The sequence below is a fragment of the Streptomyces sp. NPDC111606 genome (assembly GCF_055656945.1).
Genome location: NZ_JBVKBY010000003.1, coordinates 50441 through 66274, shown reverse-complemented (window position 1 = coordinate 66274; position 15834 = coordinate 50441). Strand labels below are relative to the sequence as shown.

Sequence of the window (15834 nt, the reverse complement as noted above, 5' to 3'; positions counted from 1 at the left end):
AGAGTGGTACGGATCAGCGCCGCGAGCCGTTCACCTGTGGTGTCACTCGCCGGCGATCGGCAGCCAGCGGGCGGCGTAGGCGCGCAGCCCCGCCAGTTCGGCACCGCGCGCGACGTAGCCGAGGTGGCCGTCGGGGCGTACGAGTGCCTGGGCGACGCCCGGCCAGGGGCTCCGGTCACCGAGGCGGTGGACGGTGATCAGGTCGGCCCGGCCGTCCAGGAGCGGTGCGAGCCGCTGGTCGGCCCAGAGGTGCGGGGGTCCGGTCAGGAGCAGATGCCAGCCGGGGGCGGCGATCCGGGCCTGGAGACCGTGCGGCCGGTCGGGCAGGCGGTCCCCGGCGCGTGGGCCGCGACGGGGCGCTCGGGTACCCGTCGTCGAGGCGGGGCTTCGGCGGTAGTGGATGCCGAGTTCGGAGACGGTACGGAAGACGCGGCGGCGGGGCATCGTCGCGACCACCGCCAACGGGGCCAGGCGCGGGACGAGTTGCTCGCGGGCGAACCTCAGGACGGGATGAGGGCTGGTGCCGATGGCGAACGCGCGGTCGGTGAACCGCCGCACCTCGCGGCCGACCGGGGCACGCTCGCTCGCGTACGTCTCCAGCAGCTCCTGCGGTGCGGCGCCCCGGCACCCGAGGGCGAGCTTCCAGCCCAGGTTGAGGGCGTCCTGAATGCCGGTGTTCATGCCCTGCGCCCCGGCCGGACTGTGGATGTGGGCGGCGTCGCCCGCCAGGAAGAAGGGTCCGGAGCGGTAGAGGGTGGCGCCGCGGTTGTGGAGCCGGAAGTCGGTCATCCAGACGGGATCCCGCAGGACCAGGCCCTTCGCGCCGTACCGCTCGGCGATCCGTTGCAGCAGCGGCACCGTCACCTCGCCGGCCGCCGCGTCGGCCGGGCGCACGGCGAGCATCCGCCAGGATGCCGGCGTGACCAGCGGGAAGAAGAACACCATCCCGCCCCCGGTCATGTACGAGTGCACGGAGCCCGGCTCCAGCCCGTCCACCTCCAGGTCGGCGAGCAGGTACGTCTGCGGATAGGCATGACCCTCGAAGCCGATGCCCGCCTGGGCGCGTACGGTGCTGTGGGCGCCGTCGCAGCCCACGACGTAGCGCGCCGTCACGACTTCCTCCGTACCGTCCCGGCCGCGCAGTCGGCAGACGACGTGGGAGCCCTGCCGTTCCAGCCGAACCAGCTCGGTGCCGCGCTCGACGGACACCTCCCTCGCCGCCAGGTGCTCGCCCAGCACGCTCTCCGTCTCGGCCTGCGAGAGGAACAGCAGGAAGGGGTACGGCGTGTCGGTCACCCCGATGTCGAAGAGCGGCACCGACACGGTGCGCCGGGCCAGGTGCAGGCTCAGCCGCACCGCGGGATTGCCCCGGGCCACGAGCCGGTCGGTCACGCCGAACCCGGCCAGAGCCTCCAGGGTGCGGGGCTGGATGCCGAGCGCCCTGGACTCGCGCACCCGGTCGAGGGAGCGGTCGACGATGCGGAACCTGGTTCCGTAGGAACGCAGTTGCGCGGCGAGCGCGAGCCCCGTGGGCCCGGCACCGACCACCAGCACGTCCAGCGATGCCGTCATGGGTCCACGGTAGACAGGCAGCTTGCCGGTTTCATTGAAACCGTTCCTCACTCGACCTGCCGGGCGAACTCGTCGTAGGCCGCCTTGTCGAAGAGTACGAACCTGACCTCCTCGACCGCCGTCTGGGCGGCCCGCACGGTCGCCACCGCGATCCGGGCGCCGTCGTCCATCGGCCAGCCGTAGATGCCGGTGGAGATCGCGGGGAAGGCGACAGTACGGGCGCCCAGCTCGTCGGCGACCCGCAGCGACTCCCGGTAGCAGGAGGCCAGCAGCTCGGAGCGGTCCTCGGTGGCCGCCCAGACCGGGCCCACCGTATGGATCACCCAGCGTGCGTCCAGTTCCCCCGCCGTCGTGGCGACCGCCTGCCCGGTCGGCAGGCCCTTGCCGTACCGGGAGGCGCGCAGCTTGCGGCAATCGTCGAGGATCGCCGGGCCGCCGCGGCGGTGGATGGCGCCGTCGACCCCTCCCCCGCCGAGGAGGGAGGAGTTCGCGGCGTTGACGATCGCGTCGACGGACTCTCGGGTGATGTCGCCCTGCACGAGCCTGATGGTGGTCATGACTGCCTCTATAGCAGCCATGACCATCGCCCGCCGGTCATGACCAGGCGACCGGCAGCGAGCGCACTCCGTGGACCGTGCTCGTCGACAGGGCGAGCGACTCGGGCGGGGAGGTCATGCGCAGGTTCGGGAGTCTGCGGAACAGGGTGGACAGGCCGAGGCGGAGTTCGGTGCGGGCCAGCGACTGGCCGAGGCACTGGTGCAGGCCGTGCCCGAAGGCGACGTGGCCGCTCGCGTCCCGGTGGACGTCGAGGGCGTCCGGGTCGGCGTACACGGACGGATCGCGGTTGGCGGACTGCAACGCCACCACCACCCCCTCTCCGGCGCGGATGCGGACGCCGGACAGGTCGACGTCCTGCGTGGCGACCCGCCGTATCCCGGAGTGGATGACGGTCAGATGGCGCAGGAGCTCCTCCACCGCGCCCGGCCACAGGGAGTCGTCGGCGCGCAGTGCGGCCAGCCCGGCGGGGTTGTGCAGCAGGGCGATCACGGCCAGCGGGAACATGTTCGCCGTGGTCTCGTGGCCGGCCAGCAGGAGCAGGGAGACCATGCCCGTCGCCTCGTCGAGCGTGGCCTCGCCGGTCGCGACGCGTTCCGTGGCCAGACGGGAGATCAGGTCGTCGGCGGGGTCGTGGGTGCGCCGCTCGATGAGGGCGCGCAGATAGCCGTAGAGCGCCATGCGGGCGGCCATCGCCTCGGCCGGGTCGCCGGCGACGCTGGTGAGGGCGTTGGACTTCGCACGGAAGAAACCGTGGTCCTCGTAGGGGACGCCGAGCAGTTCGCAGATGGCGAGGGTGGGCAGGGGCAGGGCGTACGAGGCGACCAGGTCGGCCTCCGTCGCGTCGCCGTGGGTCATCGCGTCCAGGAGGCCGTCGCAGATCCGCTGGATGGCGCCGTCCAGCTGCTCCACGCGCCGGAAGGTGAAGTCCGGGATCAGCATGCGGCGCAGCCGGGTGTGGTCCGGCGGGTCCATCTGGTGGAAGAGGCCGGGGGCCTGCGGCGGGGCGCCGGGGCGGGTGTGCGGGAAGTCGGGGTGGTTGGCGTCCGCGCTGAAACGCTCGTCGGCCAGGACCGCACGGGCGTCCTCGTACCGGGTGATCAGCCACGGGCTGCTGTCGCCCCGGATCGTCACCCGGCGGATCGGCTCCTCGGACTGCCACTTGGCGTATTCGGGGGCCGGGTCGAGCAGGGGGCGGAGCGTGGGGAGGGGCGGGTGGATCGTCACTCCTGCGTTCCTTCCGTGGGCAGGCCCGCGAGGCCCAGCAGCAGCGACTTGACCTCCGTCGCCGCGTACGCCTCCCTCGCCCGGTCCGGCTCCGAACACAGCAGTACGGGGCCGTGGTCCGGGTCGGCGGGCAGGCGGCCGTGGCTGCCGCGGACGCCGGACGGGTTCAGCGGGACGGTCCTGAGGCGGTAGCGGAAGCCGAGCTTCTTGCGGGCGACCTGCCCGACGGCGCGCAGCTTCACCGCCGGAACGGTCTCGTCGTAGAGCAGCTCGGCCGGGTCGTAGCCGGGCTTGCGGTGGATCTCGACCTGGCGGGCGAAGTCGGGGGCGCGTTCGTCGTCCAGCCAGTAGTAGTACGTGAACCAGGCGTCGGGGCCGGCGAGTGCGACGAGCTCGCCCGAGCGCTCGTGGTCCAGGCCGTGGGCCGCCTTGCCCTCGGCGTCCCACACCTGCTCCACACCGTCGAGTTCACCGACCAGCTCGGCGACCGCGTCGGTGTCGGCGGGGTCGCGGACGTAGACGTGGGCGATCTGGTGGTCGGCGACGGCGAAGGCGCGCGAGGTCCACGGGTCGAGGTACTCCATGCCGTCCTGCGTGTACACCTCCAGCAGGCCTGCCCGGCGCAGGGCGCGGTTGATGTCGACCGGGCGGGAGACGGGCGTGATGCCGTACTCGCTGAGCGCGACGACGGTGGCGCCCTCGCTCAGAAAGCGGTCGATCAACGGGCGCAGGGCGTCGTCCAGTTGACGGGCCGCGGCGATGGTGGCGGGTGAGTCGGGGCCGGAGCGCTGGGGCTCGTAGTCCATCTGCGGGATGTAGACGAGCGTGAGGTCGGGGCGGTGTTCGTCGAAGACCTGGCGGGCGGCGGCCAGGATCCACTGGGTGGAGGGCATGCCCGCGTTCGGGCCCCAGTAGGTGAAGAGGGGGAACGGGCCGAGCCGGTCGGTGAGTTCGTCGTGCAGGGACGGCGGCCAGGTGTAGCAGTCGGGTTCCTTGCGGCCGTCGGAGTAGTAGACGGGGCGCGGGGTGACCGTCCAGTCGACGTCGGCGCCCATCGCGTACCACCAGCAGATGTTGGCGACCTTGTAGTCGGGGTTCGACCTACGGGCCGTCTCCCAGATCTTCTCGCCGCCGACGAGCGCGTTGTGCTGGCGCCACAGCATGACCTCGCCGAGGTCGCGGAAGTACCAGCCGTTGGCCACGGCGCCGTGCGTGGCAGGGGGTTCGCCGGTGAGCAGGGTGGACTGGACGGTGCAGGTCACGGCGGGCAGCACGGTGTCGAGGCGGGACTGGAAGCCGCGCTCACCGAGGGCGGCGACGGCGGGCATGTGCTTGAGGAGACTCGGGGTCAGGCCGACGATGTCGAGTACGACCACGCGGTTCGACGGTGCGGTCATGAGCGGTCCTCCTTGAGGCCGAGGCCGGTCAACCGGTCCCGGGCCCAGGCGAGTTCGGCGGCGATGCCGCCGGGCAGGTCGGTGGGCGGTTCGGGGAGGACGGACCACGTGTAGGTCTCGACCTCGATGTGGTCACAGCCGGCCGAGGCCCCGCCCAGCAGCCCGCCGAGGACCTGGTCGAGCTGGTCGGCGGTGGTGCGCAGCGGGGGTTCGGGCTCGGTGTGCAGCGGGGCGTGGAAGTGGACGCGCCAGGGACCGCCGTTGTCGGGAAGGTCGCCGTCGAGGGCGTCCGGGAGGTCGTCGACGGCCAGGACGTCGCCGTCGGCCGGCGTGCGGGTCTGGTGCAGGAACCGGGGTTCGGCGAGGCGGTGCAGGGCCGCACGGGCGGCCGGGTCGGCCGGGTGCTCGGCCTCCACCGCGCAGGACGCCTGAAGCTTGACCACGGGCAGCCCGGCCTCCGCGAGCCGCCGCAGCGCCTCGGCCGGCTCCTCGAACTGCACGGCGAGATGGCAGGCGTCGAGGCAGATGCCGAGCCGGTCGGGGTCCAGCCCGCCCAGTTCCCGTACCGCCTGGGTGGTGGTCTCGACGACGCACCCGGGTTCCGGTTCGAAGCCGACGCGGATACGGCGGCCCGTCCACGCCTCCAGCGCGGCGAGCCCGGTGGCCAGCCGGTCCAGGGCGTGCCGGGCCTCGTCGGCGCAGGGCGGCGTCCACGGGGTGCGCCACGCCAGCGGCAGTGTGGAGACGCTGCCGTGGCCGACGTCGTCCGGGAGGAGAGCGGCGAGAACGCGGGCGCAGTCCAGGGTGTACTTCAGCCGGGCCTCGTCGGCCCAGTCGGGCAGGTAGACGTCCTTCTTGACGACCTCGCGGTGGAAACCGGCGTACGGAAAGGCGTTGAGGGTGACGGTCTCCAGGCCGCGTGCCCGTAGCTCCGCCTTCAGCCGCTCCAACGCCCCGGCGTCGTCGGCGAGTTCGGTGACCACGGGGCGCGCCAGCCACAGCCCGATCCCGAGCCGGTCGGCGCCGAGGCGCTCACGCACAGGCTCGGCGTACTCCGCGAGCTGGGCGATCACGCCGTGGAGGTCCTCCGCCTGGTGGACGTTGCTGCAGTAGCCGAGGTGGACGGTCGTACCGTCGGGATGCAGGAAGCGCATGCGATGCTCACGCTCCCCCGCGGCGTATGGAGTTGCCCTGGAAGGTGGCCGTCTCGTCCGGCTTGGGCTCCTCCAGCTCCAGCCGCCCGCTCCGGCCGTAGAAGGCGACCGGGTTGCGCCACAACACCTCGTCCACGGCCTCGTCGTCGAACCCGGCGGCGAGCATGGCGTCGGCGGTCTTCCGCGTCTTCAGCGGGTCCGAACGCCCCCAGTCGGCAGCCGAGTTGACCAGCACCCGCTGCGTCCCGTGCTCCTTGAGGATCTCGACCATCCGGTCCTCGCTCATCTTGGTCTTCGGGTAGATCGAGAACCCGGCCCAGCAGCCGCTGTCGAGGACCATGCCGACGGTGAGCTCGTTGGGGTGGTCGAGGACGACGAGTTCGGGGGCGATGCCCGACTCCCGTACGACGTCCAGGGTGCGCCGGGTGCCGGCGGCCTTGTCGCGGTGCGGGGTGTGCACGAGGGCGGGCAGCTCGTGCTCGACGGCGAGCTGCAGTTGGCGGGCGAGCGCCTCGTCCTCCTGCGGGGTCATCGAGTCGTAGCCGATCTCGCCGACGGCGACGACCCGGTCCTTGGCGAGGTAACGGTCCAGTTCGTCGAGGACCGGGCGGCAGCGGGGGTCGTTCGCCTCCTTCGGGTTGAGCGCGATGGTGCAGAAGTGCTGGATGCCGAACTGGGCGGCGCGGTGCGGCTCCCAGCCCAGCAGCCCGTCGAAGTAGTCGTAGAAGCTCTCGGGCGAGGTGCGGGGCTGCCCCAGCCAGAAGGCGGGCTCGACGACCGCGCGCACTCCGGCGGCGTACATCGCCTCGTAGTCGTCGGTCGTCCGGGAGGTCATGTGGATGTGGGGGTCGAAGATGCGCACGGTCAGCCCTCTTCCTTGAGTGCCTGGTTGAGTTCTGCGCCGATGACGTCCGGGAAGGCACGGACGACGGGCACGATGTCCTGGGGTACGTCCCGCCCCGCGACGATCCGCTCATGAGCGAAGTCGGCGAGCATGCGGGCCAGTTCACGGTCCGCGCGTGCGCCGAGGCCGGTGACGCGGTCGAGCGGGATCTCGCAGAAGACGCACTTCAGTACGGCCTGGCGGTACTCGGCGTCCGGAAGGTGCGCGGCGGCGTACGGGCCGAGAGCGGCCTCGATCAGGGTGGTGTCGTTGCCGCGCAGGGTTTCCCGTACGAGGGGCAGCGCGAGGTCGCCCAGGTCGAGCAGCGGCAGGGTGCGCAGGATGGCGCGCTGCTCAGCCGGGTCGCCGTGCCGGTGCAGGCGGGTGACCTCGTCGGCGAGGGCCTGGCCGCGCAGGGGCAGCGCGGTGAGCAGGACGGCCCGGGCGGCCTCGTCGACCGTCCAGTAGTCGGTGAGGCGAGCGTGTCCGCAGCGCCTTCGGGCGGCGGGGAAGAGGCGTCGTACGGCGGCGGGTTCGGCAGCGACCTGGGCGGCGCCGTCGTCCAGCCAGGTGCGGGCCGTGGGGTCCAGTACGGCGGTCAGGGCGGGGTGGGGGTGGTCCGGCGGGGCCGTGGAGGAGTCGGTTGTGACAACCATGGGGGGGACAACTTCCGGGAGGACAGGACGAGTCGAGGCACATGAAAGAGGCAGGTGGGGGCTAGACGCGCGCGCCGGCCCGTTCGGCCGCGCGCAGGAACTCGATGGAGCGGCGGGCGACCTCGGGCGCGTCGAGCGAGCCGCCCTGGATCTCCACGGAGACCAGACCGCGGTGGTTCAGATCGCGCAGGGCGTCCAGTACGGGCGGGAAGTCGATCTCACCGGCGCCGAATTCGAGATGCTGGTGGATACCACGCCGCATGTCCTCGATCTGCACGTTGCGCAGGAGCGGCGCCGCCTGGTGCACGCAGTCGAGCACGGAACGTTCCTCCACACAGTGCGCGTGGCCGACGTCGAGCGTGATGCCGAACAGTTCGTGCCCGCCGACCAGTCGGGCCAGGCGCAGACAGTGCTCGACGGTGTCGACGAACATGTACGGCTCCGGCTCGAAGGCCAGCGCAACCCCGTACTTCTCCGCCGTCTCCAGCACGGTCTCGACACCACCCGCGAGCCGCTTCCACGCGTCCCGCTCGGGCAGCCCGTCGGGTGCCGGGCCGCTGCACAGATGGACGGTGGGCGAGCCGAGGTCGGCGGCGATCCGCAGGGCGCGGCGCAGCAGGTCGACCCTCGGCTCGGAGCCTTCCGACATCAGCGTGGGCAGGTGCTTGCCCCAGGGGTCGAGGAAGTACGGCGCTCCGGTCTCCACCGTGACGCCGAGGCCGTGCCGGTCCAACTGGCGGGCGAGGGCGGTGACACGGCGGGGCAGGTCGTCGGCGTACGGGTCGAGGTGACCGTGGTCGAGAGTGAGCGCGACGCCGTCGTAGCCGAGGTCGGCGAGGACGACGAGGACGTCGGTCAGCCGGTGGTGGGTGAAGCCGTTGGTGCCGTAGCCGAACTTGAGAGGAGTGGGGGGACGTCTCATGGTGCGGGTTCCTCACACGGAGGGTGGTGGGTCTCAGGTGGGGGATATGCGCCGGGCCAGCCGCCGCGCGAGGGGGTGGACGACGCCGAGGGCCGCGGCGACGGCCGGTGCCCCGCCGCGCGCGGTCAGCGCCGCCTGAAGGGGCATCAGCCCGATGATCCCGGCCCCGACGGCCCGCCGTACGTTCTCGGCCGAGGGGTTCTGTACGGCGCGGGCCTGGGCGACGCCGTAGGTGCCGAGATAGGCAAGAGCACCGGCGGCGGTGACGGCGATCCGGAACTTTCCGGAGGCGGCGGCGGTGAGGGCGGTGCGGACCATCTTGGAACGAGCGGCAACGGCAACGCCCTTCAGGGGCGCGGGGAACTGCGCGACCAGCCCCGACGGCGCGGCAGACAACACACACCTCTTCGCGGCACTCCCGGCTGCGCCTCGGACCACTGGAACAGCCGTGGCAATCGCAGTCACCGCCGACACAGCAAGAGTCCCGACAGGAACCCGCACCGGCGCCCCGCCGATCTCGTGCCGACTGAGCGCCATCAACGTGCCGGTATGGACGCCGACCAGCCCGGCAGGCACGGCGGCCCGACGCAGAGCGACACCGACCGACGGCGCATCCGCCCCGGGCACGACTGCTCCGGCCAGAACGTCCAGAACCCGGGTCCCTGCCATCACGACGCCGCGCGCCGAGGTGGACTTGAGCTTCAGGTCATACGCCCACACCAGCCCGGCCAAGGGCAGCGCGGCGCCCACGCTGCGACGACCCCCCGCGGCGGCCGCAAGACCGAGCCCCGCCGCAGTGAGCCCGGCGGCCACGGCGAGGGCGGTACGCCGGGGAATCCGGCCCGACGGCACCGGTCGTTCGGGCCTCTCGACGGAGTCGACCGTGGCGTCGGCGTAGTCGTTGAGGGCCATGCCGGCCCAGTAGAGGCAGACGGAGGAACCGATCACGCCGAACGTACGGGCGCCCAGCGGACGTCCGGCGGCGGTCGCTCCCGCGATCACGTCACCGGGGACACTCAGCGCGGCCGGCGCCCTGACAAGCTGCGCAAGGTCGGTGAGGCGCACGGCAGACCGGGATCCGAAGCGGACAACCGCTTTCCGATCTTTCATGGCCGCACCCTACTCGGGGGCTGTTGACCATTCAGGTACCTACCCCCCGGTAAGAGAAGTGACAAAGAGAACACGGATTTCTCTTACCGCACGGCCCGAACTACCGGTAAAGCTGGGTCGTTTGAGCAGGCTCGGTCTCAGGGCTCCTGCCGCAGCCGGCGCCACACCGCCTTGGCCGCGTTGTGCCCGGACATGCCGTGCACTCCGGGACCGGGCGGGGTCGCCGACGAGCAGATGAAGACCGCCGGGTGCGGGGTGCGGTAGGGGAAGAGCGACAGCTTGGGCCGGAGCAGGAGTTGGAGCCCGGAGGCCGCGCCGGAGCCGATGTCGCCGCCGATGTAGTTGGCGTTGCGGGCGACGAGTTCGGGCGGGCCGGCCGTCGCGCGGGCGAGGACGCGGTCGCGGAACCCCGGGGCGAAGCGCTCCAGTTGACGTTCGAGGGCGTCCGTGAGGTCTCCGGTCCAGCCGCTCGGCACGTGCCCGTACGCCCAGAAGACCTGCTTGCCCGCGGGGGCCCGGGTGGGGTCGACGACGCTGGGCTGCACCGTGATCATGAACGGCTTGCCGGGGGCCCGGCCCTCCCGGGACGCGGCGCGCAGCGCGGTGGCGATCTCCGCGCTGTTACCGCCGATCTGTACGGTGCCCGCGCGGCGGGCCTCCGGCGAGGTCCACGGCACCGGGCCGTCCAGCGCGTAGTCGATCTTGAAGACGCCGGGGCCGTAGCGAAAGCCCTCGTAGTAGCGGCCGAAGCCGGCGATACGCGCCAGGGCCGTGGGTGAGGTGTCGAAGACGTAGGCGCGCGCGGGCGGCAGATCGTCGAGCCGCTTGACCTCGTAGTCGGTGTGGACGGTGCCGCCGAGGTCCTTGAGATAGGCGGTGAGGGCGTCGGAGATGGACTGGGAGCCGCCGCGGGCGACGGGCCAGCCGCGGGCATGGGCGGCGAGGGCGAAGACCAGGCCGATGGCACCCGTGGCGAAGCCGCCCAGCGGCGCCATGACGTGCGCGACGAGGCTGGCGAACAGGGTCCTGGCCCGCTCGTCGCGGAAGCGCCGCATCAGCCACGTCGCCGGTGGCAGTCCGACCAGGCCGAACCGGGCGAGCGTGACCGGGTCCCTGGGGAGCGCGGTGAGGGGCAGGGACATGAAATCGCGGGCCAGGGTGTCCCACTTGCTCAGGAACGGATTCACCAGCCTGCGGTACGCACCCGCGTCGCGCGGCCCGAAGGAGGCGGCCGTCTCGGCGACCGACCGGGCCAGCACGGCCGCCGTGCCGTCGGCGAAGGGGTGGGCCATGGGCAGCTCGGCGTGCAGCCACTCCAGGCCGTAGCGGTCGAGCGGCATGGTCCGGAACACGGGCGAGTTGATACCGAGGGGGTGTGCGGCGGAGCACGGGTCGTGCCGGAAGCCGGGGAGGGTCAGCTCCTCGGTGCGGGCTCCTCCGCCGACCGTGTCACGTGCCTCGAACACGGCCACGGAGAAGCCGCGACGGGCCAGCTCCACGGCAGCGGTCAGTCCGTTCGGCCCCGCACCCACCACGACCGCATCGAGCATCGACGGCACCTTCGGACTCCTTCGTCAGCCGATGGCCATTGAGGGTCAGGATATGCCGGGCCACTGACAGCCTCGGGGCACGGGTAAAGTCCGCCGGGTGACGCGCCGCTTTCTCATCCACGTGCCCGAGGACGATGTCCGGCACTGGTTCGAGGTAGGGGCCACGGGCCGGGTGGTGCGGCAGATCTCGTTCCGGGGGCACGCCTCGCTGCCGGTGGTCGCCGTCGAGGCCGCCGAGCTCGCCATGGCCCGGCGGACGTGCGGGGACTGGGGCGTTCGGCTGTACGAGGTCGTGTACGGGGTGCCGGCGGCAGAACCGGTCGTGGAGCCGCCGGACGCACGGCCGGTGGACCGTCGGGAGTTCGACCTCGCGTGGGGCCGCGCCCGGTCCCACCGCCAGTGCGAGGTACGGCACGACAGCGGTCCCCTGCCCGTCGGCACGCGCCTGACCGGCACCTTCACCAGGTCACCCTGGGGGCCCGGGGTGACGGGTGTGTTCGTCGACGTGGGTCTGCCCGCCCTGGGCTTCGTGGACGCCGCGGTGCTCCTGAGAGCGCGGTGCCAGTGGCCCGAGGACGGCACACGTGCGGGGTTCGAGGTGGTCGACCTGCGTGTCGGCGGCCGCTCCCACCCGCAGATCAGGCTCCGCCCGACAGCAATTCCACCACCCGCCGAGCCGTGGCCGCGTCCCGGGCCGTCGTGAACGGCAGATCGTTGCCGCCCGTGATGCGGAACGGTTCGCCCGTGCGGGTCAGGTGGGCGCCGCCCGCCTCCTCGACCAGCAGGATGCCCGCCGCGTGGTCCCAGGCCGCCTCCCAGCTGAACGCGGTCGCGTCCAACTCGCCCCGGGCGACGGCGAGATACTCCAGCCCCGCCGAACCGCAGGCACGGGGCCGCACGCCCTCGGTCCACAGGCCCAGCAACGCCTGCTTCTGCTCGTCGGTCGTGTAGTCCGGGTGGGACGTGGCCACCCGCAGGTCGCGGCCGGGATCCGGCGTGCCGGCGTGCAGTCGCCCGCCGTCGAGGAAGGCGCCCTTGCCCCTGACCGCCGTGGCCAGTTGATCGCGGGCCGGGGCGTAGGTCCAGGAGGCGAGCAGGACTCCGTGCCGGGCGAGCGCGACCAGGGTGCAGAAGCCGTCGTCCCCGTGCACGAACTGGCGGGTGCCGTCGACGGGGTCGACGATCCAGACCGGGGCGTCGCCGCGTATCGCGTCGTACGACGCGGGGTTCGCGTGCACCGCCTCCTCGCCGACCACGACCGAGCCGGGCAGGAGCGCGCCGAGTGTCTCGGTGAGGTACTGCTCGGCGAGCCGGTCGGCGTCGGTCACCAGGTCGTGCGGTCCGTTCTTCTGGTCGACCTCGTGTGCGGCGAGCTGCCGGAAGCGGGGCATGATCTCGGTCGCGGCCGCCTTGCGGACCGCTTCTTCCACGTCTGCCGCGTGCTGTGCGAGAAACTCGTCGATGGTTTCGTTGTTTACGATCACCCCTCCATAAGAGCACGTCCCACTGACAACCCCCGCCCGCCGGATGGACACAGGATGGCATCGACGTGAACTCGTGGTGCCGGTATCGGCAGGTCAGAGGCCTGTTCTCGGCCGGTTCACCGGCGCGGGCACGTCCTCAGCGGCCGACCGCGTACCCCTGCATCCCCCGTGGATTCGCCGCCGCCGACAGGACGCCGGTCTCCGGGTCCCTCGCCACGGCGCACAGCCGGCCCTCCGACCAGTCCTCACCGACGGTCACCTCGTGACCACGCCGCCGTAGCTCCTCCACCACTTCGGCGTTCATCCGGGACTCGACCGTGACGCTCCCGGGGCGCATCCCGCGCGGATGGAAGGAGCCCGGGAAGCTGTCGTTGTGCCAGTTCGGGGCGTCGATCGCACCCTGGAGGTCGAGGCCGCCGCGGACCGGGGCGCGCAGGGCGACCGCGAGGAGGAAGTGCAGCTGCCACTGGTCCTGCTGGTCCCCACCGGGCGTGCCGTAGGCCATGACGGGCACGCCGTCGCGCAGGGCGATGGAGGGTGTGAGGGTGGTGCGGGGCCGACGGCCGGGGGCCAGCGAGTTCGGCAGTCCCTCCTCCAGCCAGGTCATCTGCAGCCGGGTGCCGAGCGGGAAGCCCAGTTCGGGCACGACGGGGTTGGACTGGAGCCAGCCGCCGCTGGGCGTGGCCGCGATCATGTTGCCCCAGCGGTCGACGACGTCGATGTGGCAGGTGTCGCCCCGGGTGCCGCCGTCGGCGGAGACCTCGGGCTCGCCCGGCACCGGGGAGGCCGGCCGCTTGGCGACGGTCGGTTCCCCGCCCCCCAGCGCGGCGAGGCCGGGCCCCACGGCGGCCGCCACGCGCGCATGCGCGCACAGTCGCGGGGCGAGGCCGCCCGGACTGCCGGGCCGCAGCTCGTGGGAGGCCTTCTCGCCGACCAGCTCCCGCCGGCCCGCGTTGTACCGGTCGGACAGCAGCTCGGCCAGCGGTACGTCGGCCGCGTCGCCGTACCAGGCCTCCCGGTCGGCCATGGCCAGCTTGCAGCCCTCGATCAGCAGATGGACGTAGTCGGCGGACCCGTACCGGGGCAGCTCGGGCGGGAGCAGCGCGAGTTGCTGGAGGAGGACCGGGCCCTGGCTCCAGGGGCCGGCCTTGCACACGGTCCAGCCGTTCCAGTCGTACGTCGCCGGCGCCTCGTAGGTCGCGGACCAGCCGGCGAGGTCGGCGGCCGTGAGCGTGCCGGAGTGCCGTTCGCCGCTGGTGTCCATCGTGGGGCGCCCGGCCTGCCGTACGAGGGCCTCGGCGATGAAGCCGCTCCGCCACACCTCCCGCGCCGCCTCGATCTGCGCGACCCGGTCCCCGGCGCCGGAGGCCTCGTCGAGCAGGCGCTTCCAGGTGGCGGCGAGGGCGGGATTACGGAACAGCTCCCCGGGCCGGGGCGCCTTCCCGTCCCGCAGGTACACCTCGGCCGACGACGTCCACTCCGCCTCGAACAGCTCGCGCACGGTCTCGACGGTCTCGCCGACCCGCTCCACGGGCGCGTGCCCGTGTTCGGCGTAGCCGATGGCGTACTTGAGCACGTCGGCGAGCGTCCTGGTGCCGTGGTCCCGCAGCAGAAGCATCCAGGCGTCGAACGCGCCGGGCACGGCGGCGGCGAGCGGTCCGGTCCCGGGTACGAGGTCCAGCCCGAGCCCCCGGTAGTGCGCGACGGTCGCACCGGCGGGCGCCACGCCCTGCCCGCAGACCACCCGTACCTCGCCGCCCGCGGGGGCGATCAGGATCGGCACCTCACCGGCCGGGCCGTTGAGATGCGGCTCGACGACATGCAGCACGAACGCGCCCGCCACGGCGGCGTCGTACGCGTTGCCCCCACCCTCCAGCACGGCCATCGCCGACTGCGAGGCGAGCCAGTGGGTGGAGGACGCCATGCCGAACGTGCCTTGGAGCGTGGGGCGGGTCGTGAACATCGGGTCTGACACCTCGCTGTCGCGCGGATCGGTCCATCCGATCTTCAGGGACTACCCGTTCAGGGTTCAACCTTGCGGCCGGGGCCGGTTCGGTGTGGGTGGTGAGGGGCCCGTGAGCGGTCCTCCGATTCATCGTGCGCGCCTCGGCGGAGTGAAGGTGTAGAGGTCGAGCACGTCGGGGCAGGGAGCGACGCCGGGGCCGCCGGCCCGGACCCAGGTGACGATGTCCTCGGTGGCTTCCGGGTCGTTGACGAGGCCGAGCCAGACGGGGCGGCCGCCCGCGGCGCGGCCCGCGGCGGAGGGCTGGACGACGATCACATTGGCGTGTTCGCACACGCCGAGGCACTCGGAGACGCGCACCGGGGCGTTCTCGGCGAGTCGCGCGGTCTGCCGCGCGTGATCGACGCCGGGCACCTTCGGGGTCCCGCAGCAGCAGTCCCTGCACACCACGATCCGGCTGGGCACCGGTTGTTCCGGGGGTGTCCGCATGTCAGCACCGCCCCACGGGGCCGGCCGGCCGCAGGAAGCGGATCACCGGGCGGCCTGGGTCGTCGGTGACCCCGGCGCGGCAGAGGGTGTGCCAGGACCGGGCGGCCCGGTCGGTGAGTCCGGTGCGGGTGAGGGCCGCGGTGACGGCCTCGTCGTCGGCCGCGGTGGGTGGCGTCCAGGCACGGCGGTGCAGGAGGCGGCCGAGGGCGACGGCGTCGCGGACGGTCAGTTCGGTCCGGGTGTGGGCGTGCTGCTCGACGGTGGCGACACGGCGAGCCGTGGCGCGGCGGCCGACCTCGGGCAGCGGGCGCCCGTCCAGGGTGACGACCCCGGCGGTGGGGGCGAGGACCCCGGCGAGGAGTCTCAACAGCGTCGACTTGCCGGAGCCGTTGGGGCCGAGCAGGCCGACGGTCTTGACGGGGTAGCCCGCGGCGGCGGACTTCCCGGAGTCCTCGGTACTGCCGCTTCCCGAGCCACCGCACGCGGTCGGCAGGAGGGCGGGCGCGAGCAGCAGGGCAGCGGGACGGAGGGCAGAACGGTACACAGGCGTGCCTCGGTTGTCGGGGCTCGTACGCGGAGCCTGGCCTACGGACGTCCTCCTCGCGCGGGCGGGGAGGTGCCAGCAGGTCTTCGGACTCGGGTTCGTCCCGACGGGGCGCCTTCCCGGTCTCCCAGTGGCGTGCGTCTGTGCCCCGCCGGTCCCCCTCACCGCTGCGCGTCAGCTCCGGATTCGCACCGGATTCCCTGGCCTCGGGTGTGGCTCGACTGGCCCTCGGAGGCTATCAAGCCCGGCTTGTGGCCGGGTCGTTCGAGCGGGCACCCGGAGGGCCCGACAGGGCGCGGAGACCCAGGTCACAATCTGGAAGAGGGCA

The 15834-nt window shown here is 72.7% G+C and carries 14 protein-coding genes, 1 pseudogene and 1 riboswitch; of the genes and pseudogenes, 1 reads left to right on the top strand and 14 read right to left on the bottom strand.

Annotated elements, in window-relative coordinates:
* Positions 1-42 precede the first annotated feature (42 nt).
* From ACZ7M7_RS12065 to ACZ7M7_RS12020, 10 genes are all read right to left on the bottom strand, one after another.
* Positions 43-1572 (bottom strand): FAD-dependent monooxygenase, encoded by a 1530-nt coding sequence (locus ACZ7M7_RS12065; RefSeq protein WP_472115334.1) that lies wholly within the window; start codon positions 1570-1572, stop codon positions 43-45.
* A gap of 47 nt (positions 1573-1619) precedes the next feature.
* Positions 1620-2129 carry an O-acetyl-ADP-ribose deacetylase gene (locus tag ACZ7M7_RS12060; RefSeq protein WP_383609736.1) on the bottom strand — a complete coding sequence of 170 codons (510 nt, stop codon included), beginning with the start codon at positions 2127-2129 and terminating at the stop codon, positions 1620-1622.
* A 37-nt stretch (positions 2130-2166) separates the two neighbouring features.
* Positions 2167-3354, bottom strand: coding sequence for a cytochrome P450 (locus tag ACZ7M7_RS12055; RefSeq protein WP_472115331.1), 1188 nt, complete (start codon positions 3352-3354; stop codon positions 2167-2169).
* Positions 3351-4751: an alkaline phosphatase family protein gene (locus ACZ7M7_RS12050; RefSeq protein WP_472115328.1), complete on the bottom strand. Its 1401-nt coding sequence runs from the start codon at positions 4749-4751 to the stop codon at positions 3351-3353. Before ACZ7M7_RS12050 ends, ACZ7M7_RS12055 begins: the two co-directional genes overlap by 4 nt.
* Complete coding sequence (gene eboE / locus ACZ7M7_RS12045; RefSeq protein WP_472115326.1) at positions 4748-5905, bottom strand: metabolite traffic protein EboE; 1158 nt, start codon at positions 5903-5905, stop codon at positions 4748-4750. The genes ACZ7M7_RS12050 and eboE overlap by 4 nt, the downstream gene beginning before the upstream one ends.
* Positions 5906-5912: 7 nt before the next feature.
* Positions 5913-6767: a TatD family hydrolase gene (locus ACZ7M7_RS12040; protein ID WP_472115324.1), complete on the bottom strand. Its 855-nt coding sequence runs from the start codon at positions 6765-6767 to the stop codon at positions 5913-5915.
* Positions 6768-6769: 2 nt separating this feature from the next.
* On the bottom strand, positions 6770-7444 hold the full coding sequence (locus ACZ7M7_RS12035) for an EboA domain-containing protein (protein ID WP_383609721.1): 675 nt from the start codon (positions 7442-7444) through the stop codon (positions 6770-6772).
* Between the two features lie 61 nt (positions 7445-7505).
* Positions 7506-8366, bottom strand: coding sequence for a sugar phosphate isomerase/epimerase family protein (locus ACZ7M7_RS12030; protein WP_472115321.1), 861 nt, complete (start codon positions 8364-8366; stop codon positions 7506-7508).
* Positions 8367-8399: 33 nt separating this feature from the next.
* Complete coding sequence (locus tag ACZ7M7_RS12025; protein ID WP_472115318.1) at positions 8400-9476, bottom strand: SCO3242 family prenyltransferase; 1077 nt, start codon at positions 9474-9476, stop codon at positions 8400-8402.
* A 137-nt stretch (positions 9477-9613) separates the two neighbouring features.
* Complete coding sequence (locus tag ACZ7M7_RS12020; RefSeq protein ID WP_472116625.1) at positions 9614-11026, bottom strand: phytoene desaturase family protein; 1413 nt, start codon at positions 11024-11026, stop codon at positions 9614-9616.
* Positions 11027-11123: 97 nt separating this feature from the next.
* Here ACZ7M7_RS12020 and ACZ7M7_RS12015 point away from each other — a divergent pair, with 97 nt between their 5' ends.
* A complete protein-coding gene (locus tag ACZ7M7_RS12015; RefSeq protein ID WP_472115316.1) occupies positions 11124-11729 on the top strand; it encodes a hypothetical protein in 606 nt (201 codons plus the stop codon).
* Here ACZ7M7_RS12015 and ACZ7M7_RS12010 read toward each other — a convergent pair.
* From ACZ7M7_RS12010 to ACZ7M7_RS11995, 4 genes and pseudogenes are all read right to left on the bottom strand, one after another.
* Entirely contained in the window at positions 11665-12510 is an 846-nt protein-coding gene (locus ACZ7M7_RS12010) for an inositol monophosphatase family protein (RefSeq protein ID WP_383622673.1), read from the bottom strand. The two genes, ACZ7M7_RS12015 and ACZ7M7_RS12010, sit on opposite strands and share 65 nt — an antisense overlap.
* A 136-nt stretch (positions 12511-12646) precedes the next feature.
* Positions 12647-14473, bottom strand: coding sequence for a gamma-glutamyltransferase family protein (locus ACZ7M7_RS12005; protein ID WP_472115313.1), 1827 nt, complete (start codon positions 14471-14473; stop codon positions 12647-12649).
* A gap of 129 nt (positions 14474-14602) precedes the next feature.
* On the bottom strand, positions 14603-14962 hold the full coding sequence (locus ACZ7M7_RS12000) for a (2Fe-2S) ferredoxin domain-containing protein (protein WP_383609700.1): 360 nt from the start codon (positions 14960-14962) through the stop codon (positions 14603-14605).
* Positions 14963-15044: 82 nt separating this feature from the next.
* A pseudogene (locus tag ACZ7M7_RS11995) lies at positions 15045-15383 on the bottom strand (ATP-binding cassette domain-containing protein); the annotation flags it as partial.
* A 183-nt stretch (positions 15384-15566) separates the two neighbouring features.
* A riboswitch (cobalamin riboswitch) is annotated at positions 15567-15747 on the bottom strand.
* Positions 15748-15834: the final 87 nt, after the last annotated feature.